General features: G+C 64.6%; 18 protein-coding genes. 13 read left to right on the top strand and 5 right to left on the bottom strand.

The annotated features are described in order from the left end of the window. Positions 1–4: 4 nt before the first annotated feature. Positions 5–988 (top strand): bifunctional riboflavin kinase/FAD synthetase, encoded by a 984-nt coding sequence (locus FJ957_RS26615; protein WP_140835798.1) that lies wholly within the window; start codon positions 5–7, stop codon positions 986–988. Between the two features lie 12 nt (positions 989–1,000). On the opposite strand, the gene FJ957_RS26610 is transcribed toward FJ957_RS26615, so the two are convergent. The 4 genes from FJ957_RS26610 to FJ957_RS26595 form a co-directional block, all read right to left on the bottom strand. After that, positions 1,001–1,555, bottom strand: a complete 555-nt coding sequence (locus FJ957_RS26610; RefSeq protein WP_140835796.1) for an HdeD family acid-resistance protein — start codon at positions 1,553–1,555, stop codon at positions 1,001–1,003. A gap of 290 nt (positions 1,556–1,845) precedes the next feature. Then, positions 1,846–3,276 (bottom strand): glycosyltransferase family 1 protein, encoded by a 1,431-nt coding sequence (locus tag FJ957_RS26605; RefSeq protein ID WP_140835794.1) that lies wholly within the window; start codon positions 3,274–3,276, stop codon positions 1,846–1,848. Positions 3,277–3,286: 10 nt separating this feature from the next. Beyond that, positions 3,287–4,243 carry a glycosyltransferase gene (locus tag FJ957_RS26600; protein WP_246685979.1) on the bottom strand — a complete coding sequence of 319 codons (957 nt, stop codon included), beginning with the start codon at positions 4,241–4,243 and terminating at the stop codon, positions 3,287–3,289. A gap of 120 nt (positions 4,244–4,363) precedes the next feature. Next, positions 4,364–5,257, bottom strand: coding sequence for a hypothetical protein (locus FJ957_RS26595; RefSeq protein ID WP_140835790.1), 894 nt, complete (start codon positions 5,255–5,257; stop codon positions 4,364–4,366). Between the two features lie 276 nt (positions 5,258–5,533). Between FJ957_RS26595 and FJ957_RS26590 the strand changes: the two genes are divergently transcribed. From FJ957_RS26590 to FJ957_RS26575, 4 genes are all read left to right on the top strand, one after another. Further along, entirely contained in the window at positions 5,534–6,649 is a 1,116-nt protein-coding gene (locus tag FJ957_RS26590) for a glycosyltransferase family 4 protein (RefSeq protein ID WP_140835788.1), read from the top strand. 164 nt (positions 6,650–6,813) lie between these two features. Next, positions 6,814–7,611, top strand: a complete 798-nt coding sequence (locus FJ957_RS26585) for a MipA/OmpV family protein (protein WP_140835786.1) — start codon at positions 6,814–6,816, stop codon at positions 7,609–7,611. A 250-nt stretch (positions 7,612–7,861) separates the two neighbouring features. Further along, the gene (gene ileS / locus FJ957_RS26580) at positions 7,862–10,825 is read left to right on the top strand and encodes an isoleucine--tRNA ligase (RefSeq protein ID WP_140835785.1); all 2,964 of its coding nucleotides are present in this window, start codon (positions 7,862–7,864) and stop codon (positions 10,823–10,825) included. Positions 10,826–11,027: 202 nt separating this feature from the next. Further along, entirely contained in the window at positions 11,028–11,702 is a 675-nt protein-coding gene (locus FJ957_RS26575; protein ID WP_140835784.1) for a hypothetical protein, read from the top strand. Positions 11,703–11,793: 91 nt separating this feature from the next. Here FJ957_RS26575 and FJ957_RS26570 read toward each other — a convergent pair whose 3' ends face one another. Next, complete coding sequence (locus FJ957_RS26570) at positions 11,794–12,255, bottom strand: nucleoside deaminase (protein WP_140835783.1); 462 nt, start codon at positions 12,253–12,255, stop codon at positions 11,794–11,796. A gap of 181 nt (positions 12,256–12,436) precedes the next feature. On the opposite strand from FJ957_RS26570, the gene FJ957_RS26565 reads away from it, so the two are divergent. The 8 genes from FJ957_RS26565 to FJ957_RS26530 all read left to right on the top strand — a co-directional run. Continuing rightward, a complete protein-coding gene (locus FJ957_RS26565) occupies positions 12,437–14,473 on the top strand; it encodes a pseudouridine synthase (protein ID WP_140835782.1) in 2,037 nt (678 codons plus the stop codon). After that, positions 14,454–15,008, top strand: coding sequence for a 16S rRNA (guanine(966)-N(2))-methyltransferase RsmD (rsmD, locus tag FJ957_RS26560; protein ID WP_140704269.1), 555 nt, complete (start codon positions 14,454–14,456; stop codon positions 15,006–15,008). Before FJ957_RS26565 ends, rsmD begins: the two co-directional genes overlap by 20 nt. An 83-nt stretch (positions 15,009–15,091) precedes the next feature. Further along, a complete protein-coding gene (locus tag FJ957_RS26555; protein ID WP_140835780.1) occupies positions 15,092–16,453 on the top strand; it encodes a pitrilysin family protein in 1,362 nt (453 codons plus the stop codon). A 2-nt stretch (positions 16,454–16,455) separates the two neighbouring features. Continuing rightward, the gene (locus FJ957_RS26550) at positions 16,456–17,850 is read left to right on the top strand and encodes a pitrilysin family protein (protein ID WP_246685971.1); all 1,395 of its coding nucleotides are present in this window, start codon (positions 16,456–16,458) and stop codon (positions 17,848–17,850) included. Beyond that, positions 17,847–18,704 (top strand): patatin-like phospholipase family protein, encoded by an 858-nt coding sequence (locus FJ957_RS26545; protein ID WP_140835778.1) that lies wholly within the window; start codon positions 17,847–17,849, stop codon positions 18,702–18,704. The genes FJ957_RS26550 and FJ957_RS26545 overlap by 4 nt, the downstream gene beginning before the upstream one ends. Positions 18,705–19,275: 571 nt before the next feature. Continuing rightward, the gene (locus FJ957_RS26540; protein ID WP_246685970.1) at positions 19,276–21,306 is read left to right on the top strand and encodes a type I secretion system permease/ATPase; all 2,031 of its coding nucleotides are present in this window, start codon (positions 19,276–19,278) and stop codon (positions 21,304–21,306) included. A 1-nt stretch (position 21,307) separates the two neighbouring features. Next, positions 21,308–22,609, top strand: a complete 1,302-nt coding sequence (locus tag FJ957_RS26535; protein WP_140835777.1) for an HlyD family type I secretion periplasmic adaptor subunit — start codon at positions 21,308–21,310, stop codon at positions 22,607–22,609. Between the two features lie 85 nt (positions 22,610–22,694). Further along, positions 22,695–24,123: hypothetical protein (locus FJ957_RS26530; protein ID WP_140835775.1), on the top strand; the 1,429-nt coding region annotated here is incomplete at its 3' end.

The following is a 24,123-nucleotide window of genomic DNA, read 5'->3' as shown; positions in this document are numbered from 1 at the left end:
CGACATGAAGCAAGCTTTCGAACGTCTTTCTGCGGTCGCGCCGCTGCCCGCGCATTTGCGCGGCGGCGTCGTGGCGATCGGTAATTTCGACGGTGTCCACCGCGGCCACCAGTCCGTCCTGGAGCGCGCGCTGACCGAAGCCCGCCGCAACGGCGTGCCCGCTCTGGTGCTCACCTTCGAGCCGCATCCGCGCAAGGTGTTCCGGCCACAGGTGCCGCTCTTCGTGCTGACGCCGCCGCCGATGAAGGCACGGCTGCTTGCCGGGCTTGGCTTTGCCGCTTTGGTCGAGCAGCCGTTCACGCGCGATTTCGCTTCGCTGTCGCCCGAGGCTTTCGTGACCGACGTGCTGGAGAAGAACCTCGGCATCCGCCACGTCATCACCGGTTTCGACTTTCATTTCGGCAAGGACCGCCAGGGTGGCCCGGCCTTTCTGATGGCTGCCGGAGAACGGCATGGCTTCGGCGTGACGCTGGTCGACGCCTTCCGCGATGAAGGCGCTGAGGTTGTTTCGTCGAGCCGCATCCGGGGACTGCTCGCCGAGGGTAAGGTGGAGGAGGCCGCCGGCCTGCTCGGCTACCGTTTCACCGTCGAAGCAAAGGTGATCGGCGGCCAGCAGCTTGGTCGCACCCTCGGCTTCCCGACCGCCAATATGCGGCTTTCGCCGGAAGCGGCCTTGAAGGAAGGGATCTATGCCGTCCGCTTCCGTCGCGCCGACGGCACGCTCCATGATGGCGTCGCCAGCTTCGGCCGGCGTCCCACCGTCGACGACAATGGCGCGCCGCTGCTCGAAACCTACGTCTTCGATTTTTCCGGCGATCTCTACGGAGAGACCTGCGAGGTGTCATTCTTCGGCTTCCTGCGGCCGGAGCTCAAATTCGACGGCCTCGATGCGCTGGTGGCGCAGATGAAAAAGGACGAGGCCGAGGCGAGGGCGCTGCTGGCGGGCGTGCGCCCGCTCTCGCAACTGGACGCCGAGATCGCGTTCTAGTCTAGGGCGCCGCTACCGCTTCAGCGCCAGGCCGATGGCGATGAAGCTCCATCCCTGGAAGACCAGGTCGATCGCAAGGAAGATGCCAAGCACCCAAAGGCTGTTCACCGGCCAGCCCATGGCGATCATCAGGCCGAGCAGAATGGTGATGATGCCGGCCGCGAGCAGCCATCCCCAGCCTTGCTGCGGCCGGTGATTGAAGGCCACCCAGGACCGCAGAAGCCCCGAAGCGACCAGCGCGATGGCCAACAGCAGCGTCAGCACCGCCGAGGCGAGCAGCGGGTTGTCGAAGGCGAAGAAGCCGGCGACGGCGTAGAGCAGGCCGCTCAGCAGCCAGTAGAAGAAACGTCCCCAGGTCCTGACCCCGAAGGCGTGGATGATCTCGATGACGCCTGCCATCAGCATCAGCCAGCCGACGACGTAGACCGAGGCGACGGTGGCGATGAACAGATTGCCGAAGGCGATGCCGCCGAAGATCAGCAGCAGCACGCCGAGCGCCACGAACCATCCCCATTTGTCCCGCGTCTGGCCGATCGCGTCCTTCAGGGCGTCGCTTGGCAAAGTCATGGTCTCATCTCCCTCGAAATTCACCACCGGTCGTGCGGCGAAAGGAAGCTAAACCCAATGGCATTGTCCGTCCAGCAACACGGGCCGAACCCGCGGGCGGCCGGCTGTGCATGACTTTCCGCCGCGCTCGAGAATCGCGACGATTTGATAGCCACAGGGCGGGCGGCGCGAGTGCATGTGCTTTCCGTCAAGCGCCGGGGTGAGATCGCCCGCTGCATCGTCGACGAAACCCTGAGCCGATTCCGGAATACCGGGCGGCAAGCCGAGTATCCCGGCAACCATAAGGATGGCTATTGTTGCGACGGCCGGACTTCGTCCGGGAACGGTGCAAGCGTCGCCTCCAGTGTCTCACGGCCGGCCTGCTCCCAGCCTCGCGCCACGAATTCTGCGGCCTTCACTTCGTATGGAGCGCGGGCCGCGGGCGAGGTGATCCACTCCCGCATGGCGTTTTCCCATCCCTCGACGTCGCGCGGATCAAGGCAGAGTCCCGACGAGCCGACCACTTCGGCGATGGCTCCGCCCGTGGAGGCGATCAGCGCCTTCCCATAGGCCAGTGCCTCCACGGGCGGCAGCCCATATCCTTCATAAAGCGACGGATAAACGCAGAACGCACTGTTGCGGTAAAGGCGGGACAACGTTGCGTCATCGACGTTGTCGAGATGGACAAGGCTCTTGCCGTAGTCGGGATGGCCGTGAAGCTTCGCCAGGACCGCATCGACCATCCAGCCGCTGCGGCCGACGAAAACCAGCTTCATGCCGTTGCGCGCGACCGTTCCATCCAGGACGATGCGCCTCCAGACATCCATGAGCAGCGAATGGTTCTTGCGTGGCTCGATGGTGGAAACGAACAGGATATAGCGATCGGTCTCGATCCCGTCCGGCAGGCGGCCGTCCGCCGTCGATTCGCGGGCGCTGTCGCAGCCGAGGGGGACCTGCTTCAGTTCCGGCAGATGAACGCCGAGCTTGGCCGCATAGTCCTCGACATCGATGGTGACGCGCCTCGACGTCAGGATGAAGCGGTCTGCCAGCCCGACCGCCAGGTTCACGTAATCGGTGAATCTCTTGACGTCGTGCGGCTTGTACCATTCGGGAAACTGGATCGGAATGATGTCGTTCAAGAGCACGATCAGCTTTGCGCCGGCCAAGCGCGCCTCGCGAGAAATGACCTCGATATCGGTATGCGCCCAGTCGTTGTTCATCAACAGCAGATGGTCGCCGGGCGAAAGATCGTATTTGTCGCCGGCCACGGTCCTGAGCGGGACGATACGAGCGCGTGAACCGTCCTCGCGAGCGACCTGCCGTCGCTCGTTTTCCTTCATCAGCCGGTTTTCGATCCGCTCGAGGAAACGCAGAAAAGGGCTGCCGGGATGGCGCCGGCCGAACGCGCCGATTTCCGTTATCAGGATCCGGCGCGGTCTTATGATCGCCATCAGCAACCGCCGCGCCCAACTCGGCCAGCGATCGTAAAACCTTATCTTGATGCGGGCCGGGTCCGGGTAAAAGCTCATGTCGCACGAAATGTCGCCGGCGATGATTTCCGCAGCCATGCCAGGCGAAACCTGTCTAAGGGCTCGATCGATCGGGTCGAACACGGTGAACGCCACATCGGAAGCCTTGAATGCGGCCGCCGCCGCGGCGTAGTGGCGTTGCACGCGGACCAGGCCGACCGGAGGGCCGAGCCAACGCACCATGCTCGAGAGATCGACGACGAGACGCATCATTCGGGCCGCATCAGTTGAGCCGCGTTCTTGCGGGACGCGCGATCATCCTGCGCCAGGCCAGTCGAGGTCCCAGCGCGAGCGTCCTGAAGGAGGGCGCCCCGACAGCCGCGAGGAACAGCAGCTTTAGAGTGAGGGCCAGGGGTATGTCCGCGGTCCGCAACAGCAACTCGATGTCGCGTCTTTCCCGGCTGGAGATGCCGACCCCCGTGGCGGCGCGCGACGCCAGAAAGCTTGCGATGGCCTGCGCGGCTTGGCCGTTCGCGTCGAACGGCTCGGCGCGATGGCGACGCAGCAGCGCCGACTGCCTGGCCAAGGCCGCGGCCGCCCTTTGCTGATCTTCCTTCATGCGCGATACCTGCCCCGGATGCGATCTCAGCTTCACGAGCCGCGCATCCATGTTGGCCAGTTTTCCCGTTTCGGAAAGCCGCAGCCATAGATCGTAGTCTTCCGCATGGGTGAACGCGCGGCGGTAGCCTCCCGCGCGCCGGACGGCCTCGGTCCGGAACATCACTGTCGGATGAAGCATGGGATTGTATCTGGCAAGCGCGTCGCGCAACGGGTCGCCGCCGGCGGGGACGTCAAGCGGCCTCAACGGATTTCCGTCCCGGTCGATCTGCAACCCCGCCGTACCGAGCAGCTGCAGATCGGCATCAGCGTCGAAACACGCCACCTGCAGGCGCAACCTGCCGGGCAGCGAGACATCGTCGCAATCCATGCGCGCCGCAAGAGGAGCCCGCGCGAGCGAAAGCCCCATGTTCAGCGCATCGACGATCCCCTTGCCGTGGTTGGCGACAAGCCTGACGCGGCTATCGCGGTCGCTGATCGACATCGCGATCGCGGCGCTGTCGTCGCGAGATCCATCGTCGACGACGATGACTTCGATATCCGCCAGATCCTGGTCCAGGATGCTCTGCAGGGCCTCGCCGACATATTGCGCGCCGTCTCGCACCGGAATAATCACGCTCACTGTCGGCAATGGGACTTTCCTTGCGATAATCGGTCGTGACCGAATGGCCGTTGAATTGTCGAATGTCGGCGGCCTGGTTTCAAAAATTCCAATTCCAAAGTTTCGTCGGTCTGTCGACTGTCAATCTCTTTGTCCGGCCGATCCAAGCGCGATCTCAAGCGCGGGGGCGAGCAGTCGCAGGACCGCCTCGCGCTTTCTCGCCTTCAAGGAAAGGTCGCCGTCGAGGCCGACCTCATGAAGCCAGCTTCCCCGCCATTCGCAATAGGCCTGTCTGAGCTCAATTCCCGGCAAGGCGGCGAATGCGGTTATCGGCCGTTGCGGCACCGTGTTCGGGTCCACATCCCGATAGAGCACCTCCCAATTGGCGCCGCCGGTGTCGAGCCCGGCGAACCAGTCGAGTCCGAAGTCGAGAGGCTCGCGGCCGACGGCGTCAAATCGAAAGAAACAATAGCCGGCCCACAAATACCATCGCGCGCCTGCCCGGCGCAGATCGCCGTAAAACGCCGCGTCTTCGAGAGGTTCGAAGGGGTCGCATGGCTGCGTCGGGAAAAGGTCCTGGTCGAGGAATCCGAACGCGGCCGGTGCGCCAGGCTTCAGGATATTGTGCCACATCCAATTGAGCGCCGCGCCGTGGGACCGGCTCGGGCTCCTTACGGTCCATGGATTGGCCGGCAGCCTGACATAGGCGGCGCCGTGAGCCGCGCATACCTGCCTGTTCTTGCCCGCGCAAGCTTCGCCGACGCTGTTGTCGGCCACGATGTGGAGATCGTGGCGAACAAGTCCGCTCGTCAGCCGCAACTGCAGATCCAGGCATTGAGCGTCGCCGAAGGCAACGGTCAGCAGGACATGGCGACCCCGGGCGGCCGCGCGAATGCCCTGGATGTCGCCGTCCTTGGCCGGCTGACGCAGAAGCCTCCGGTCGATTTTCCGGTAGCGGGCAGTTTTGACGGCGTGCAGCAGCGGCTGCAGCCTCAGCCATTGCCGCCAGTCATATTCGCGCAGGGCCCTTGGCACGGCTGTGGCGGCTTTCAGTCGAACCCGGCTTCGCAGCCGCGATCGCCCCGCGGAATTTTCATGAGCGCGCTCCGGTTGGTTTTGGGGGGAGAGAGGTAGAACGCGACAGCATCCAAGTCTCTTGATAACCGTCTATATACAGCATATTCGTGTTTTCAACACGGCTAACATTTAGGCGCCCGGCCGTGTTTGTTTGATTGGGGAAGTCTGGGGCGCACCCGGAGTCTCTCTCCGTCGATCCGACTTGGGGGATAAGGCGGCGCTCCGGAAAATGCGATGAGAATCTGCTGCGCAATCTCTGCCCTCTTCATGAATGGAGGGCTGCAAAGGGATTGTCTCAACATCAGCGACCGACTGGTCCGGCGCGGCCATAGCGTGACGATCCTGACGACCCGCCAGGTCGGTCATGTCGAGAGCTCGGCTGCGATAAAAATCCAGCCGGCACGGGTTCTCTCGAATCCTGGCACCGAATATGCGCTGGGTAGGACCGTGCTGACGGCCAGGCGGGACTTCGACTGCGTGGTCGGTTTCAACAAGATGGCGGGCCTGGATATCTACTATGCCGGCGACCCGCCCTATTTTGCGTCGAAGCTCGGGTGGTGGCGGCCGTTTTCGCCCCGCTTCATGCGCCAGCAGAAGCTCGAATCGATGATCTTTGCCCCTGGCAACGCCGTGCAGATCATTGCGCTCAGCGAACACCAGGCAACGCTTTACCGCGACTTCTGGCGGACGGAGGAACCCCGCATTCATGTCGTCGGACCGACGCTCGATCCGAAGCGCCGCAGACCGGAACTGCTGAATGTCGACCGCAATGAAATCCGCGATCGTTTTGGGCTTCCGCGCGGAACGGTCATCGCCCTGACCATCGCCAACAGGTTGAAAGTGAAGGGTCTCGACCGGGCGATAAAAGCGCTTCAGCCGTTCCCGGAGATCCATTGGCTGGTCGCCGGCCTTCGAAAAAACAGCGAGGAGGAAACGCGGCTTCTCGGCCTGATTGCCAGATCCGGCATATCGGAAAGGGTCACTCTGCTGGGCATCCAGGAGGACATCCCGGCGATCGTGGTCGCGAGCGATTTCATGCTGCACCCGGCTCGCTTGGAAAATACGGGCACGGTTATTCTCGAGGCGCTCGCAAACGGCCTGCCGGTCATCGCATCGGACGCCTGCGGATATGCAAAATATGTCGGAGCCAGCGGGGCGGGACTGGTTGTGGCCAATCGCGACGACCCCGAAATCTGGCGGCAGGCAATCCTGAAAGCCGGCAACCCGGCGGTCCGGAACCAATGGCGTGAGGCGGCTCTTGCCTACGGCGCGTCGAACCCGCTTACCGGCGGACTGGAAGCAGCCTGCGATCTGATAGGGACGTTGCGCCGCAACCGGCGTGTCGGCTGAGACGTTTCCAGATTCGGATCAGGCCGGCATCTTGAATATCGACGCGACTTAGTTCGCCTGCCGGTTCCGATGTTACCGATTTTAAGTCAAATTTTACCGAACGCACGGCATGGCTTGAGCGCCGGCAGGTGGTGCTGCCGGCGCGTTTCGCGTAAGGGGTGACGATGCGTATTGTCGGGACGATTCCGCTGGCCGTCGCCATGGCCTTGCTCGGTGCACCTGTCGCCCAGGCGGGCGAGGGCAGTTGGATATCCGGCGACTGGTACCTGACGCTCGGCGCCACCGCGCTGGTCGCGCCGAATTTCGAAGGCGGCAAGAAATACATGCTCAGCGCCCAACCGATCATCTCGCTCGGCAAGGTCGGTCCGGAGGCGCGCTTCACCTCGCGCAACGACAACATCTCGCTGGCGCTGATCGATGACGGTTCCGTCCGCGCCGGCTTGACCGGCAAGTTCATATTCTCGCGCGACAGCAAGGACGAGCTCAAGGGCCTCGATCCCGTGCGCTGGGGCGGTGAGGCGGGCGGCTTCTTCGAATTCTATCCGCTGGATTGGCTAAGGGCGCGCGCCGAGCTCAGGCACGGCATCCGCTCCCATAACGGCTTCGTCGCGGACATCGCCGCGGACGCCTTCTATGACATCACGCCGACCGTGCGCATTTCCGGCGGTCCGCGCGTTTCGTTCGCGTCGTCCGACTATTTCGACGCCTATTACGGCGTCAACGCCAAGGAAGCTGTCGCTTCGGGCCTGAGCGAGTACCATCCGGGCGGCGGGCTGAAGTCGACGGGGCTGGGTGGCGCGATCACCTGGAAAGTGACCGAGCCGATGACGGCGAGCGTCTTTACCGAATATTCGCGCCTGATGGGGCCGGCGGCCGATTCCAGCCTCGTCAAGGAACGCGGCGACCGCAATCAGTGGACCTTCGGTGTCTCGACCACTTACCGCTTCAATTTCACCATGTAGGCCGTGAAAGCGGCTTCATGCCTTGAAATCCGCGCTTTATTCCTGCCGCGCCATCCGCTAAAAGCCACGCCATGACGAGCTTTTCGCGCCTTTTCGCGATCGCGATACGAATTACGGGCCCGGTGTTCCGGGCGGCCTGAGCGCCGCTGGAGCCGCCGGGAGTTTTCGCGCGCGCCCCTCGCGCTTTTTCAAGAAAATGCTGGTTCAACGCCCGGGCTTTCCGCCGCCGGGCAACGCAGATGGCAGATCAATGACCGACACCGTTGAAACGATCGACTATTCCAAAACGCTCTATTTGCCGCAGACGGACTTCCCGATGCGTGCCGGCCTGCCCGAGAAGGAGCCTGGCCTGGTCAAGCGCTGGCAGGACATGGACCTTTACAAGAAGCTGCGCGAGGAGGCCGCCGGCCGCGAGAAATTCGTGCTGCATGACGGGCCGCCCTACGCCAACGGCAACATCCATATCGGCCATGCGCTGAACAAGATCCTCAAGGACGTCATCAACCGCTCCTTCCAGATGCGCGGCTATGACGCCAATTACGTGCCGGGTTGGGACTGCCACGGCCTGCCGATCGAATGGAAGATCGAGGAGCAGTATCGCGCCAAGGGCAAGAACAAGGACGAGGTGCCGGTCAACGAGTTCCGCAGGGAATGCCGGGATTTCGCCCAGCACTGGATCAAGGTGCAGGGCGAGGAGTTCCAGCGTCTCGGCGTCATCGGCGATTTCGACAATCCCTATACGACCATGGCGTATCATGCCGAGTCGCGCATCGCCGGCGAACTGTTGAAATTCGCCTTGTCCGGCCAGCTCTACCGCGGCTCGAAGCCGGTGATGTGGAGCGTGGTCGAGCGGACCGCGCTCGCCGAGGCCGAGGTCGAGTATCAGGACTACGAGAGCGACACGGTCTGGGTGAAGTTCCCGGTTGCGAGCCTCGCCCAGCCGGTCGCCGGCGCCGCGCCGGCGCTGGACGAGGCAGCGCTCGACCTCGTCGAGGCGCATGTCGTCATCTGGACGACCACGCCCTGGACCATCCCCGGCAACCGCGCCGTGAGCTATTCGCCGCGCATCGCCTATGGCCTCTATGAGGTCACGGCGGCCGAGAACGCCTTCGGCCCGCAGCCCGGCGAGAAGCTGATCTTTGCTGACGCGCTGGCGCAGGAGTGCGCCGCCAAGGCCAAGGTCGCACTGAACCGGCTTCACAGCGTCTCGGCCGAACAGCTTGGGAAGCTTACGCTTTCTCATCCTTTCAAGGGCCTCGGCGGCGGCTACGAATTCCCTGTGCCGATGGTTGCGGGCGAGCATGTCACCGACGATGCCGGCACCGGCTTCGTGCACACCGCGCCCGGCCACGGCCGCGAGGACTTCGACGCCTGGATGGAGGCCGCGAGCGAGCTGCGGGCGCGCGGCGTCGATACCGCGATCCCCTTCACGGTCGACGATGCCGGCTTCTTCACCAAGGATGCGCCGGGCTTCGGTCCGGGGCGCGAGGGCGGCGCGGCGCGCGTCATCGACGACAACGGCAAGAACGGCAATGCCAATGAGGCCGTCATCGACGAACTGATCAAGCGCAACGCGCTCTTCGCGCGCGGCCGGCTGAAGCACAGCTATCCGCACTCCTGGCGCTCCAAGAAGCCGGTCATCTTCCGCAACACGCCGCAATGGTTCGTCTATATGGACAAGGACCTCGGCGACGGCACGACGTTGCGCAGCCGCGCGCTGAAGGCGATCGACGACACCCGTTTCGTTCCGGCGGCGGGCCAGAACCGCATCCGCGCCATGATCGAGGAGCGCCCCGACTGGGTGCTGTCGCGCCAGCGCGCCTGGGGCGTGCCGATCGCGGTCTTCGCCGACGAGGACGGCAATGTGCTGAAGGACGAGGCCGTCAACCAGCGCATCATGGACGCTTTCGAGAAGGAAGGCGCCGACGCCTGGTTCGCCGAGGGCGCGAAGGCGCGCTTCCTCGGCAATCACGACGCCTCGAAATGGCACCAGGTGATGGACATCCTCGACGTCTGGTTTGATTCCGGTTCGACGCATGTCTTCACGCTGGAAGACCGTCCGGATCTCAAATGGCCGGCCGACGTCTATCTCGAAGGCTCGGACCAGCATCGCGGCTGGTTCCATTCCTCGCTGCTCGAAAGTTGCGGCACCAGGGGCAGGGCGCCTTACGACACGGTCGTCACCCATGGCTTCACCATGGACGAGGAAGGCCGCAAGATGTCGAAGTCGCTCGGCAACACCGTCGTGCCGCAGGACGTCATCAAGCAATCCGGCGCCGACATCCTGCGGCTTTGGGTGGTCACGACCGATTATTGGGAAGACCAGCGGCTTGGCAAGAACGTGCTGCAGACCAACATCGACGCCTACCGCAAGCTCAGGAACACCATCCGCTGGATGCTGGGCACGCTCGCCCATGACGACGGCCGGGACGTACCGGTCGAGACGATGCCGGAACTGGAGCGGCTGATGCTGCACCGGTTGTCCGAGTTGGACGAAATGGTGCGCCAGGGCTACGACGCCTTCGAGTTCAAGCGCATCACCCGCACGCTGCTCGACTTCATGGTGGTGGAGCTTTCGGCCTTCTATTTCGACATCCGCAAGGACGCGCTTTACTGCGACGGGCCGTCGAGCCTGCGCCGCAGGGCGGCCGTGCAGGTGGTGCGCCACCTCTTCGAATGCCTGGTGAAGTGGCTGGCGCCGATGCTGCCCTTCACCACGGAAGAAGCCTGGCTCGACCGCCATCCGCAAGCCGTGTCGGTGCATCTCGGCCAGTTCCCCGCGATCCCGCAGGACTGGCGCAACGAGGCGCTGGCCGAGAAATGGCGCAAGGTGAGGCAGGTGCGCCGCGTCGTCACCGGCGCGCTGGAGATCGCGCGCGCCGAGAAGCTGATCGGCTCGTCGCTCGAGGCTGTGCCGGTGGTCACTATCGACGATGCCGCGCTGGAGGCGGCGATCGCCGATGTCGATATGGCCGAGATGGCGATCACCAGCGATCTCGTCGTCAGGCACGGCAAGGCCCCGGAAGGCGCCTTCACGCTCGACGACGTCAAGGGCGTGGCGGTGGTGGTGGAGAAAGCCGAGGATCGCGGTCTGGTCAAATGCGCGCGCTCCTGGCGCTACACCGCCGATGTCGGGCAGGATCCGGAATTTCCGGATGTCTCGGCCCGCGATGCCGCGGTGTTGCATGAGCTGAAGGCCCTTGGGCGGCTGTAGTCCTGTCGATAAGCCGGTGCACAAATGCCACGCCGGGCGGCCCGAAACCGCCCGCGCGTTGCCCTTAGCAAGTGGTTGAGGTAAACACGCGACACTCCGGCAGACAAATTGTCGCCGGATTTCCATCGCAAATGCGGGGAAGAAGGGGACCGTGCCCTTGGCCGGTGGCGACTGAAAGGCTGTTAGAGTGGGACTTTTTGGCATGACCGACAGAACGTTCGCGCGCGCCGCGCTGATGGCGCCGCTTGTGGTATCGGCCATCGCCCTGTCAGGCTGCGTGGGTTCGCCGACCTACGGAACCGATAAGACGGCAGCCGCGCAGCTCTTCGACGATGTCTCCGCGGCTGCCTCGATCACGCCGAAGCGCAAAGATCCGATCGATTACAAGCCGCGTCCTGATCTGGTGAAGCCCGCTCCCGGGCAGAAGGAAAGCCTGCCGCCGCCGCAGCAGAGCATCGCGACGGCGAGCGCCGACTGGCCCGAATCGCCGGAGGCGCGCCGCGCCCGCATCCGCGCCGATGCCACCGCGCACCAGAACGATCCGAATTACCAGCCGGAAGCCGTTGAGGATATCCAGACCAATCCCGAGGCGGTGAAGAAGGCATTGGCCGAATCGGGCTCCAGCCACCCGCCGGCCTGGTCGCCGGATGACAACTCAGCCGCCCGCCGTGCGCAGATTCAGCGCAGCCTTGCCGAACAGAAGCAGGGCGATCCGACCGTTCGCAAATATCTGAGCGAGCCGCCGCTTGCCTATCGCCAAGCTGCCGGCACCGCGCCGCAGAACGAGCTCGGCGAGGACGAATACAAGAAGGAGCGCCGCCTCAAGGCGCAGGCCGAAGGCAAGAAGGGCGGCTGGTTCGACTGGCTCGGCCTGTGAATAGTGAATAGTGAATAGTGAATAGTGAATAGTGAAATGCTGCCTCACTGCTCACTGCTCACTGCTCACTGCTCACTAACCACTACTCACTTCACCATTCACCGCCATTCCGTCTTTCGCGAAAGAAGTCCCTGAGGATGAGGGCGGCGTCGCTCTCGCCGATCCCCGGATAGACATCCGGCGTATGGTGGCAGATGGGTGAGGCGAAGAAGCGCACGCCATTGACCACCGCGCCGCCTTTCTCGTCGGCGGCGCCGAAATAGAGCCGCCGCAGCCGGGCGAAGGAGATCGCGCCGGCGCACATCGCGCAGGGCTCCAGCGTCACATAGAGATCATGGCCGGTGAGACGTTCGCTGGCCAGCTTCCGGCAGGCCTCGCGGATCGCCAGCATCTCGGCATGCGCGGTCGGGTCCGAGAGCTCGCGCGTGCGGTTGCCGGCTTTCGCGACCACCGTGCCGCCATTGGCGATCACAGCGCCGACCGGCACTTCGCCGCGGCTGGCGGCCGCCTCGGCCTCTTCAAGCGCCAGGGCCATGAAATCCGGTCGTTTCAAGCGGTTTCCATTCCGATTACTTCTCGCCAGCCGAGAGTGATCCTGTTATTTAGCGCGAGACCCTGAAAACCGGAATCGGTTTTTTGCTGCGCCGCTGGATGCGCAAAATCAAGATGACACTGCCTGCGTTGGGCGTCCGCAAGGGCGCGCGGCGCTGTAGCAGGTGAAGACGAGCAATGTAATGGACGACGACAAGAAATCTCCACGCGGGCCGCGCAAGGGCTACTCCAGACCGACGGGCGGGCGTGACGGAAAACCGGCCCACGGCGCCAAGAAGCCGTTCGCCAAGCGCGAGCGACCGATGGCTGCCGAAGGCGAGCGCCGCGATGTCGATGGCGGACGCCGCGACGTCAACGGCGGACGCCGCGACTTCAAGCGCAGTCACAAGCCACGCGAGACGGGCGAGGGCGCTGGGCGCGCCGAAAAGCCGTTCCGCAAAGGTCCGCGCCCCGAAGGCAAGCCCTTCGAGAAGCGCGAGGGCCGCAAGCCTTACACGCCGCGCGGCGACCGGCCGATGGCCGCGGCGGGTGAGCGCCCTGCGCGCGATTTCAAGCGCAGCTACAAGCCGCGTGAGATGGGGCCGCGTGAAATGGGTGAAGGCGGGGAGCGTGGCGACAGGCCGTTCCGCAAAGGTCCGCCGCGCGATGGCAAGCCTTTCGAGAAGCGTGAGGATCGCAGGCCTTACGCACCGCGTGGCGACCGACCGGCGGCTGCCGAAGGCGATCGGGGCGAACGACGTTTCGACCGCCCCAAGCGTGCATTCGACGACCGTCCCAAACGCGATTTCGCCGACCGGCCGAAGCGAGACTTCAGCGATCGTCCACGCGGAGCTGGCGGAAAACCGGAAGGCGGCTTCAAGCCACGGCCGCGTCCCTCGGAAGCCGCGCCCGAAAGCGGCGAGCGCATCGCCAAGCGGCTGGCGCGCGCTGGCATCGCCTCGCGCCGCGACGCCGAGGAACTGATCGCGGCCGGCCGCGTCAAGGTCAACGGCAAGGTGCTGGACTCGCCAGCCTTCAATGTCGGCGCCAACGACATCATCCATCTCGACGGCACCGAGATCCCGCCGATCGAGCGCACGCGCCTTTTCCTGTTCCACAAGCCGGCGGGCGTCGTCACCACCAACCGCGATCCGGAAGGCCGCAAGACCGTCTTTGACGTGCTGCCGTCCGACCTGCCGCGGCTGATGACGATCGGCCGGCTCGACATCAACACCGAGGGCCTGCTGCTTTTGACCAATGACGGCGGGCTGTCGCGCGTGCTCGAATTGCCGGCCACCGGCTGGCTGCGGCGCTATCGCGCGCGCGTCCACGGCAAGGTCGAGGAGAGCGCGCTCGCCGGCCTGCGCGAAGGCATCGCCGTCGACGGCGTCTTCTACGGCTCGATCGAAGCCTCGCTCGACCGCGAGCAGGGCACCAATGCGTGGCTGACCCTGGGCCTGCGCGAAGGCAAGAACCGCGAGGTGAAGAACATCCTCGGCGCGCTTGGCCTCGACGTGACGCGGCTGATCCGCATCTCCTACGGACCGTTCCAGCTCGAGGATCTCCCCGAGGGCCATGTGCTGGAGATCAAGGGCCGCGTGCTGCGCGAACAGCTCGGCGAACGGCTGATCGAGGAGTCCGGCGCCAATTTCGATGCCGAGATCCAAAAGCCGTTTTCCAACAAGCCGGTGCGCGGCGGCGGGCCTCGCCGCGAAGAGGCCGACCGACCGAAATTCACGCGCGACGGCGACCACCGGCCGATCGGCGAGGGCGGCCTGATCAAGGCGCGCAAGCGCCGCGAAGGCAGCCGCGACGAGGCGCTGAGCAAGCTCTCGACAAAGCCGGACAGGGCATTTGGGCCTGACAGGGCGTTCGGCGAGCGCGGCCCTAAATCCGACCGTGGCGTCTTCGGCGAAAAGCCGCGCGGTGGGTTCGGCGACAAGCCCCGTTTCGGCGGCAAGAAATCCGAGCGCGAGCAGCGGCCGATCGAACCGCCGGGCCAGCGCAAGGCCAATGTCTGGATGGCGCCGGGCGCTCGGCCGATCGGCAAGGGCAGGGCGGAAGCCGATGCTGCCAAGGCCGCCGAAGCGAAGGCGCGCAAGGCGTCCTACAAGCCGGGCGGCAAGGGCAAGCCGGGCGCGAAACCGTTCGGCAAGCCCCGCGGCGAGCGCCCCGAAGGCGATGGCGGCGACAGGCCGCGCGGTCCGAAGAGGGGCGGCAATGCGGATCGTCGGCGGTGAGTTCCGCGGGCGACCGCTGGCGACGCCGAAAAGCAATGCCATCCGCCCAACCACCGACCGCACCCGCGAGGCGGTGTTCAATGTGCTCGCGCATCGCTATGCCGAAAAGCTCGAGGGCGGCCGCGTGCTCGATCTTTTCGCCGGCACGGGCGCGCTCGGACTTGAGGCCCTGTCGCGCGGCGCCGCCTACTGCGTCTTCATCGAGGAATCGACGGAGGGGCGAGGTCTGATCCGCGAAAACGTCGAGGCCTATGGTCTCACCGGCCGCACCAAGATTTTTCGTCGCGACGCCGCTCATTTGGGTGAGGCCGGCACGCTCTCGCCCTTCGGCCTGATCTTCGCCGACCCGCCCTATGGCAAAGGGCTTGGCGAACGCGCGCTGCGCTCGGCCAAGGCCGGCGGCTGGCTGTTGCCCGGCGCGTTGTTCGTGGTCGAGGAGGCGGCCTCGGCGCCGTTCGAGGCAGGCCCGGGTTTTTCCGTGGTGGACGAGCGGGGCTATGGCGAAACGGTCATTCGCTTCATCGAGGTTGGTTAGCGCCGCCTCGAAAATGACTCACAATTCACTTTGCCTCGCCAACAACCTTGCCTATCGTCGCGCAACCGCGACCGGAGAACTTGATGAGACGAACAGGAATTGGGCTGCGCGCAGCGCTTCTGGCCGGCGCGCTGGCGCTTGCGGGGGCCGCTCCGGCCCGCGCGGCCGATGACGGCGAGGTCAAGGATTTCCTGCTCGACAACGGCATGGAAGTGGTCGTCATCCCGGATCACCGCGCCCCGATCGTCACCCACATGGTCTGGTACAAGATCGGCAGCGCCGACGAGCCTCCCGGCAAATCCGGCATCGCGCATTTCTTCGAGCACCTGATGTTCAAGGCCACGACCAACCACGCCGCCGGCGAGTTCGACCGCGCCGTGTCCGAGATCGGCGGCTCCAACAATGCCTTCACCTCCTACGACTACACCGCCTTCCACGAGACGGTGCCGCCTTCCGCCCTCGAACAGATGATGGGCTTCGAGGCCGATCGCATGCGCAACCTCATCCTGACCGACGATGTCATCAAGACCGAGCGCGACGTGATCCTGGAGGAGCGCCGTTCGCGCATCGACAGCAATCCGCAGGCGGTGCTCGACGAGGAGGTCGACGCGACGCTCTGGCAGAACCAGCCCTACCGCATTCCGGTGATCGGCTGGATGCAGGAGATGGAGCAGTTGAACCGTCCGGACGCGAAAGCCTTCTACGACGCCTACTACCGGCCGAACAACGCGGTGCTGGTGGTGGCCGGCGACGTCGATCCCGACGCGGTGAAGGCGATGGCCGGGCGCACCTACGGCAAGGTCGCCCGCGGCCCGGACCTGCGGCCGCGCATCCGCCCCGTGGAGCCGGAGCAGAACACGAAGCGCACAGTGACGCTTACCGACGCGCGCGTCTCGGTGCCGAGCTTTTCGACGCAATGGGTCGTGCCGTCCTATCACACGGCCAAGCCTGGCGAAGCCGAGGCGCTCGACCTGCTTGCCGAAATCCTCGGCGGCGACAACCGAAGCAGGTTGTACCAGCAGCTCGTCGTCAAGCAGGGTATCGCTTCCGAGACCGGCGCCTACTTCCAGGGCACCATGCTCGACGCCACCAACTTCACCGTCTATGGCGCCCCGCGCGGCGACGCCAGGCTTGCCGATGTCGAGGCGGCGGTCGATGCCGAAATCGCCCGCATCGTCAAGGACGGCGTGAGCAACGATGAGCTGGAGCGGGCCAAGACCCGCTATGTGCGCTCCATGATCTTTGCGCGCGACAAGCAGGACGACATGGCCAACATGTATGGCTCGACGCTTGCCACGGGCGGCAATGTCAAGGACGTCCAGGAATGGCCGGACCGCATCCGCAAGGTCACCGCCGATGAGGTCAAGGCGGCCGCCACCCGCTATCTGGTGCTCGATCGCTCCACCACGGGCTATCTCTTGCCGCAGCAGCAGGCGGGGAATTGATGATGAGCATGGTTCTTGGCCATACGATCGCTTCTCCTTCTCCGGCGAGCGAGGAAGGCAAGCTCTATCGCGCCGTCGCCACCCTTTGCTTCGCCCTGTTCTTCCTGCTTTTGCCGGTGCTTGCCGCCCGCGCCGAAATGAACATCCAGGAGGTGAAGTCGAAGAAGGGCGTCACCGCCTGGCTGGTGGAAGACCATTCGGTCCCGCTGGTTGCGATCCGTTTCGTCTTCGACGGCGGCACGGCGCAGGACCCCGCCGGCAAGGAAGGCCTGGTCAACCTGATGACCGGCCTGTTCGACGAGGGCGCCGGCGACCTCGACAGCGAGGCCTTCCAGTCGAAGCTCGACGATGCCGGCGCGGAGATGAGTTTTCAGGCGGCGCGCGATGGCACCTATGGCTCGATGCGCATGCTGTCCGACCAGAAGGACGAGGCTTTTGGCCTGCTGAAGCTGGCGGTGAACAGCCCGCGCTTCGATCAGGCGCCGATCGACCGCATCCGCGCCCAGACACTCTCCGGCATCCTCGCCAATGAGCGGGATCCCAATACGATCGCCCAGCAGCGCTGGCTGCGCGCGATCTATGGCCAGCATCCCTACGCGCGGCCGGACGAGGGCAACAAAGACAGTCTCGCCACCATCACTGCCGACGACCTCAAGGCCTTCCACAAGGCGAATTTCGCCCGCGGCGGGCTGCATGTGGCGGTGGTGGGCGATATCGACGCCGCCACGTTGAGCGGCAGGCTTGACGAGGTGTTCGGCGACCTGCCGGACAAGCAGGCGCTGGCGCCGGTTGCCGACGTCACGCCCAAACTCGGCCAGCAGCTCGAAGTGAATTACGATCTGCCGCAGACCTCCCTGCAGCTTGCCTGGCCGGGCGTGAAGCGGAGCGATCCCGATTTCTACGCCGCCGTGCTGATGAACGAGATTCTCGGCGGCTCGACTTTCACGTCGCGCTTGTATGAGCAGGTGCGCGAGAAACGCGGCCTTGCCTATAGCGTCAGCTCCGATCTCGTCGATCACCAGCACTCCAACGCGCTGCTCGTGACGACGGCGACGCGTTCCGACCGCGCCGCCGAAACGCTTTCGATCGTGCGCCAGGTGGTGAAGGACATGGCCGAGAACGGCCCCACCGAGGAGGAACTCGCGGCGATCAAGAAATACATGGTCGGCGCCTACGCCATCAGCAATCTGGATTCGTCCAGCTCCATCGCCGCGACGCTCGTGGAACTGCAGATCGATGATCTCGGCATCGATTATATCAAGCGGCGCGCGGCTCTCATCAACGCGGTGACGCTGGCCGACGCGAAGGCGGCGGCGAAGAAGCTCCTGTCGTCCGACCCCGCGGTGATGGTCATCGGGCCGCCGCTGGTTCAGGTGGCGGGAGGCCGCAAGGGATGAGCCCGACCTTCGGGGTGGCCTTCGGCGGCGGCGGCGCGCGCGGTCTCGCGCATATCCATATCATCGAGGCTCTCGACGAGATTGGCATCAAGCCGGTGGCGATTGCCGGCTCGTCGATCGGCGCCATCATGGGCGCCGGCATGGCGTCGGGGATGAAGGGTGCCGAGATTCACGATTATGCCCGATCGATCCTCGGCAGCCGGGCCGAAGTGGCGGCGCGCATGTGGCGCTCGCGGCCGGGCACGATCGCTGAGGCCATGCAGGGCGGCATCCGCGTCAGCCAATTCAACATCGAGCGCATTCTGAAGGCTTTCCTGCCCGAGGCGATCCCGCAGACGTTCGAGGCGCTGAAGGTGCCGCTCAAGGTTACCGCGACCGACTATTTCGGCCACAGCCTTGCGGTGTTCGCCGAAGGCGACCTGCATTCGGCGCTTGCCGCATCGGCGGCCATCCCGGCGGTCTTCCGCCCGGTGACGCGCGAGGGCCGCGTGCTGATCGATGGCGGTATCTACAACCCCGTGCCTTTCGACCTCATCGAGAAGGACGCCGACATCATTATCGCCGTCGATGTCGTCGGCGCGCCGAGCGAGGCCGAGCGCAGGCACCCGACCACCGTCGACCTGATGTATGGCGCCACCCAGCTGATGATGCAGTCGATCACCGCCAACAAGCTCAGGCAGCACCGGCCGGACATTCTGATCCGGCCGAACGTCTCGAAATACCGCGTCCTCGAATTCCTCAAGATCGAGACGCTGATGGCCGAGACGGTCGAGATCAAGGACGAATTGAAGCGCGCCGTCGAGAGGGCCGTGGAAGCGCATGGCGGCAGGCGGGGCAAGAACAAGGTGGTCTGAGCCCTTCCGATCACATCCCTTCAGGCGCATGCGGTGGCGACCGAGGTCCGACAACTGAAGTCCGATCGGTCAGCGCAATGGTCTTTGGTTAAGATGGACCTAAGAATAACGCGAAGTATTCTTTATGCTGACCGGCCCCGGTCCTGCATAAGTTTGCGGCTTGTCACAAACTCTTCATTGAATTTCCCGTTGACGCACGCTCCGGTAGAGTTAATAATCTCCTAATATAAGGTAGCGTAAATAATCTCCCGACCGGCAACAACGAGTTACAGCGCTACTGGGGTAGGGAGGACGTTGGGCGGCTTCTACAGTCGCCTTAGCCATCACCACTGCGTCACCGCCTTTCCGTGAGCCGACATTGGGCCGGCTGTTCATGGGCCGGCTTGTTCGGGGCGTGCCTGGTTGGGTGGCATTGTGACCTTGCTCCCTCAAAATTGGGCGCGAACGCTTTCGGCATGGGTAGCCAGCCGCCTTGCGCGGCCGATAGGCCTGCCGCAGCAGCAGCTGATGCGTTCGGGAATTTGAAAGGCGTGCCGTGGCTGTGGGGTTCAGTAACGCGTCGCTCAGGTTGATGGGCAAAACCTTTGGTTCGGCGCAGGCAAAGGTGAGGCTTGTCGGCCTGGCGCTCGTTGCGTGTGTCGCCGGATTTCTTCTCTTCTCCGGCCGCCATGCATCGATCGGCCCGATGTTCATCGCCGTGGCGATGGGCGCTTTCGGCTGCCTGGCCATGTTCCGCGCCCGCGGCGACGTGGCGCAAAGTGCCGTCGACGCCGCACAGCCTCGCATTGTGACACTCAGCAAGCCGTCGGTGAGACCAGCCGGCCGGCGGCCGGCCGGCTCCGTCCGCTCGGAGCTCTCCGCGGCGCTTGCCAACTGCCGGTCGGCCTTCCTTGCGGTCGGCTTGTTCAGCGGCATGCTCAATTTGCTGATGCTCGCAGGCTCGCTCTACATGCTCGAGGTCTATGACCGCGTGCTGCCGAGCCGCAGCCTGCCGACGCTCGTCGGCATTTCGATACTGCTCATCATCCTTTACTGCGGGCAGGGCTTTCTCGATTTCGTGCGCGCGCGGGTTCTGGTCAGGATCGGCGGCGCCCTCGACGAGGCTCTTGGTCACCGCGTGTACACATCGATGCTGAGATTGCCGCTGAAGGCCAAGCGCGAGGGCGACAGCCTGCAGCCGATGCGCGATCTCGACAGCGTGCGCGGCTTCCTGTCCGGCATGGGTCCAACGGCGCTGTTCGACCTGCCATGGATGCCGATCTATCTGATCATCATCTTCATGTTTCACTGGGTGCTCGGCGTGACGGCGCTGTTCGGGGCGGTCGTTCTGATCGTGCTGACCGTGCTTGCCGAGCGGTTGACGCGACAACCGGTATCAGCCGCCACCTTGAGCGGGAACCGGCGCGGCGGGCTTATCGCTGCCGGCACTCGCAATGCGGAAGTCGTTGCCGCCATGGGCATGGCTGGCGGGCTGGCGTCGCGCTGGGAAGGTGCCAACCTCGAATTCATTGCCGACCAGCGCAAGGTGAGCGACGTTGCCGGCAGCTTCGGCGCGGTATCGAAAGTGCTGCGCATGCTGCTGCAATCGTCCATGCTCGGCATCGGCGCCTGGCTGGTTATCGAGCAGGAGGCCACGGCAGGCGTCATCATCGCTGCTTCCATCCTCAGCGGCCGCGCGCTGGCGCCGGTCGATCTCGCGATCGCCAACTGGAAAGGTTTCGTGAGCGCGCGCCAGGGCTGGCAACGGTTGACCAGGGTGCTGGCGGCCATCCCTGCCGAGACCGAACCCATGCTGTTGCCGGCGCCCAGCGCCAATGTCGTGATGCAGAATGCCGCCATCGCGGCTCCAGGGTTGCAACGGCTGCTGGTCCAGGATGCCAGCTTCGCCATGGAAGCCGGTCACGGGTTGGGAATCATCGGCCCGAGCGGCTCGGGAAAGTCCACCCTGGTGCGGGCTCTCGTCGGGGCTTGGCAGCCCGTAAGCGGCCGCGTCAAGCTTGACGGCGCCGATCTCGACCAATGGTCGTCACAAGAGCGTGGCCGCCACATCGGCTACCTGCCGCAGGATGTGGAGCTGTTTGCCGGCACGGTCGCCGAAAACATCGCCCGCTTCGAGCCGGAAGCCGACCCGGACGCAATCATCGCCGCGGCCAAGGCCGCAGGCGCGCACGAGCTGATCGTGGGTTTCCGCCAGGGCTACGAGACCGAGATCGGCGAACATGGCGAAGCGCTTTCGGCCGGCCAGCGCCAGCGCATTGCGCTCGCCCGAGCGCTCTATCGCGATCCATTCCTCGTGGTGCTGGACGAGCCGAACTCCAACCTCGACATGGACGGCGAGCAGGCATTGATCCGCGCGATGCTCGGCGTTCGCGAGCGCGGCGGCGTGGTTGTCATCGTCGCCCATCGTCCGAACGTGCTGACCGCTGTCGATTTCGTCCTGGCGATGAACCAGGGGCGCATCCATGACTTCGGGCCGAAGGACGAGGTTTTCGCCAAGATGTTCCCGACGCTGCGGACGGTCCCGGTAGCCGGTCCAGCGCTGAGGGTGACCACGGAATCCGGCGCCCCGGCTCTCGCCAACGGAACCGAGGGAGGGAACTGACATGGCTGCGTCGGGCGCTTCGCATGCGTCGATCCGCTTCTACATAAGGCTTGGGCTCGGAGCCGTGCTGCTGCTTGGCGGAGGCGTCGGCGGCTGGGCTTCGGTCACCGAGATTGCCGGCGCGGTCATCGCCCCCGGCACGCTCGTCGTCGATTCCCACGTCAAGAATGTGCAGCATGCGACCGGCGGCATCGTTGCCGAGATCGATGCCCGCGACGGCGACCGCGTCAAGGCCGGCGACCTTTTGCTGCGCCTCGACCGCACCGTGCCGGCCGCCAATCTCGCGGTGGTGAGCAAGGCGCTCGACCAACTCACGGCGCGCAAGGCCCGTCTCGATTCGGAGCGCCGCGGCAGCGGCGCCATCATCTTCCCCAATGAACTTCTGGGCCGCGTCGCCGACCCCGACGTCGCCGAGGCGGTGGCTGGCGAGAAGCAGCATTTCGAGACCCGGCGCATCTCCCGCGCCGGCCAGAAGAGCCAGCTCGGGGAACGCATCGCCCAGCTCGAGAACGAGATCGCCGGCGACGTCGCACAGGCGGAGGCCAACAGCAAAGAGATCGAACTGGAGCAAAAGGAACTCGCGTCCGTGCGCGCGCTTTGGGCCAAGAAGCTCATCTCCATCGACCGGCTGACCCAGACCGAGCGCGAGGCCACGCGACTCGACGGCGAACGCGGCCAGCTCGTTGCCGCCCGGGCGCAGGCCGAGGGGAAGATCGCCGAGATCAAGCTGCAGATCATCCAGATCGATCTCGACCTGAGCACCGAAGTGAACAAGGACCTGCGCGACGTCGACGGCCAGATGGGCGAGCTTCTGGAGCGCAAGGTCGCCGCGGAGGACCAACTGAAGCGGGTCGACATCCGCGCGCCGCAGGACGGCGTCCTGCAGCAGTCGATCGCCTATACGATCGGCGGCGTGGTGAAACCAGGCGAGACGATCATGCAGGTCGTGCCGGACAATGACAGCCTTGCCGTGGAAGCCAGGATCGCGCCCAGCGACATCGACAAGCTGTGGGTCGGCCAGTCGGCCTCACTGCGCTTTTCGGCATTCAACACGCGCACCACGCCGCAGATCGACGGCGTGGTCGAGCGGACCTCGCCCGACATCACCACCGATCAGCGCACCGGCGCCAGCTACTATACCGTGCGCATCAAGGCGGTCGCCGCCCAGGTTGCACGCCTCGGCGAGGTCAAGCTGGTGCCCGGCATGCCGGTGGAATCCTTCATCAAGACCGAAGACCGTTCGGTGATGTCCTACCTGGTGAAGCCGTTGCAGGACCAGATCACACGCGCCTTCAGACAGTGAGCCCGCCTCCTGCGGGAAATGAAAATAGAAACGACGATAAGTAGCCGCACCCGACGGTGCCGCATTCAAAGTTAAGGGGAATGTCATGACCTCTAGCGATATCACCGACAATCTGACGACCGATCAACTCGCGACAACGGACACCACCACAACCGGAAGCACCGACCCTGTTCCGCCGCTTGCAATCTCGCTCGACCAGGCGGATGCGGACTACGCGCCCGGCGAGACGGTGGGGATTACTGCGACCGAAGTCGCTGATGGTGGCACGCTCACCTTCCAGGTCGCCCACCTCGGCGCCGGCGCCGACGGCATCCTCGGCACCGCGGACGATGTGCTCACCTACGATCTTACCGGCACCGGCACGCCCTGGACCGTCACTGACGGCGGCGCCAGCGATCTGGACGGCGTTGTCAACGGCTCGATCCAGACGTCGTGGTACGTCAATGGCGACGCGGCAAACCAGGCATTCATGCTGACGGCCACTAACGATTCAGGCAACACGGCCACGACAGTGTTCACGGATGCGCCGCCGACGACCTTTGCCTATCCTGACACCCACATCGACATAACCGCCGACAACACGATTGTCGACGCGGCTGGTGCTCGCTTTTCAAGCCGCGATACGGTGATTTTCAACCATCTGGTAAGTGGTTCTTCCGGCACCGGCAATTGGTCGGTGTTTGCCCAGATTCAGAATAAAGGCGCGGAGCAGGGCTTCAACAGCGCCGATGGCGTGTTGGATGAAAAGACGTCTAGCCAGCACAATATGGTCATTGCTTTGAACACTCTGGTCAAAGTCACCGCCGATGGCACGGTAGACCCGAACGGAGCGTATTACGCATTTCGTCTTGATATGCACCAGACGGGGGCGACTACATTCCTCTCGCTTGATCAGCTGAAGATCTACCAGTCGGCCAATGGCAGTCTTGGTGCGGGCAGCTTCGCGGCCGGCCCTGACACCGCGGGGACAGACCCCAACTTCCATTTCATTTCTGGCAACACCACTTTAGCTTACAATATGAATGCTGGGGGAGCCAACTCGGTCCTGATGGACGCCGAGTATGACAGCGGCAGCGGCGGCGGCGGCGACGTGATTGTTCTGGTGCCGACCGCCAATTTCAATCCTGCGAACGGCAACTTCCTGTATTTCTATACCGCCATGGGATTCCAGGGTGGTGACTGGTCTGGCTCCGGCACCTTTGAGGAATGGAGTGCGCTGAGCCAACCGGCGACCTTCTCGATCTCTGGCACGAAGTACGAGGACCTGACCGGCGACGGCAAGACCGGCGACGACGTTGCCTGGACGCACGATCCCGTGACGGTCTTCATCGACGAGGACAACAGCGGGACCTTGACCGCGGGCGACCTTTCGACGACGACGGGGGCCGGCGGCGCCTGGTCGATCGGCGGTCTGACGCTGGCCGATGTCGGCAAGAGCATCTACGAAGTGGTGCCCGACGGCTCCGAGCAGACCGGGACCCTGGTGCAGACGGTCGGCAACCCCGGCAGCGGCG

This window comes from Mesorhizobium sp. B2-4-6, assembly GCF_006442775.1.
Classification (GTDB): Bacteria; Pseudomonadota; Alphaproteobacteria; order Rhizobiales; family Rhizobiaceae; genus Mesorhizobium.
Note: the sequence above shows the minus strand (reverse complement) of the source record. Positions and strands in the feature narration are given on the sequence as shown.

Coding starts and splice junctions, on each gene's coding strand:
- FJ957_RS26615 (WP_140835798.1), top strand. CDS start 5: ATGAAGCAAGCTTTCGAACGTCTTTCTGCGGTCGCGCCGCTGCCCGCG.
- FJ957_RS26610 (WP_140835796.1), bottom strand. CDS start 1,555: ATGACTTTGCCAAGCGACGCCCTGAAGGACGCGATCGGCCAGACGCGG.
- FJ957_RS26605 (WP_140835794.1), bottom strand. CDS start 3,276: ATGATGCGTCTCGTCGTCGATCTCTCGAGCATGGTGCGTTGGCTCGGC.
- FJ957_RS26590 (WP_140835788.1), top strand. CDS start 5,534: ATGAGAATCTGCTGCGCAATCTCTGCCCTCTTCATGAATGGAGGGCTG.
- FJ957_RS26585 (WP_140835786.1), top strand. CDS start 6,814: ATGCGTATTGTCGGGACGATTCCGCTGGCCGTCGCCATGGCCTTGCTC.
- ileS (WP_140835785.1), top strand. CDS start 7,862: ATGACCGACACCGTTGAAACGATCGACTATTCCAAAACGCTCTATTTG.
- FJ957_RS26575 (WP_140835784.1), top strand. CDS start 11,028: ATGACCGACAGAACGTTCGCGCGCGCCGCGCTGATGGCGCCGCTTGTG.
- FJ957_RS26565 (WP_140835782.1), top strand. CDS start 12,437: ATGGACGACGACAAGAAATCTCCACGCGGGCCGCGCAAGGGCTACTCC.
- rsmD (WP_140704269.1), top strand. CDS start 14,454: ATGCGGATCGTCGGCGGTGAGTTCCGCGGGCGACCGCTGGCGACGCCG.
- FJ957_RS26555 (WP_140835780.1), top strand. CDS start 15,092: ATGAGACGAACAGGAATTGGGCTGCGCGCAGCGCTTCTGGCCGGCGCG.
- FJ957_RS26550 (WP_246685971.1), top strand. CDS start 16,456: ATGAGCATGGTTCTTGGCCATACGATCGCTTCTCCTTCTCCGGCGAGC.
- FJ957_RS26545 (WP_140835778.1), top strand. CDS start 17,847: ATGAGCCCGACCTTCGGGGTGGCCTTCGGCGGCGGCGGCGCGCGCGGT.
- FJ957_RS26540 (WP_246685970.1), top strand. CDS start 19,276: ATGGGCAAAACCTTTGGTTCGGCGCAGGCAAAGGTGAGGCTTGTCGGC.
- FJ957_RS26535 (WP_140835777.1), top strand. CDS start 21,308: ATGGCTGCGTCGGGCGCTTCGCATGCGTCGATCCGCTTCTACATAAGG.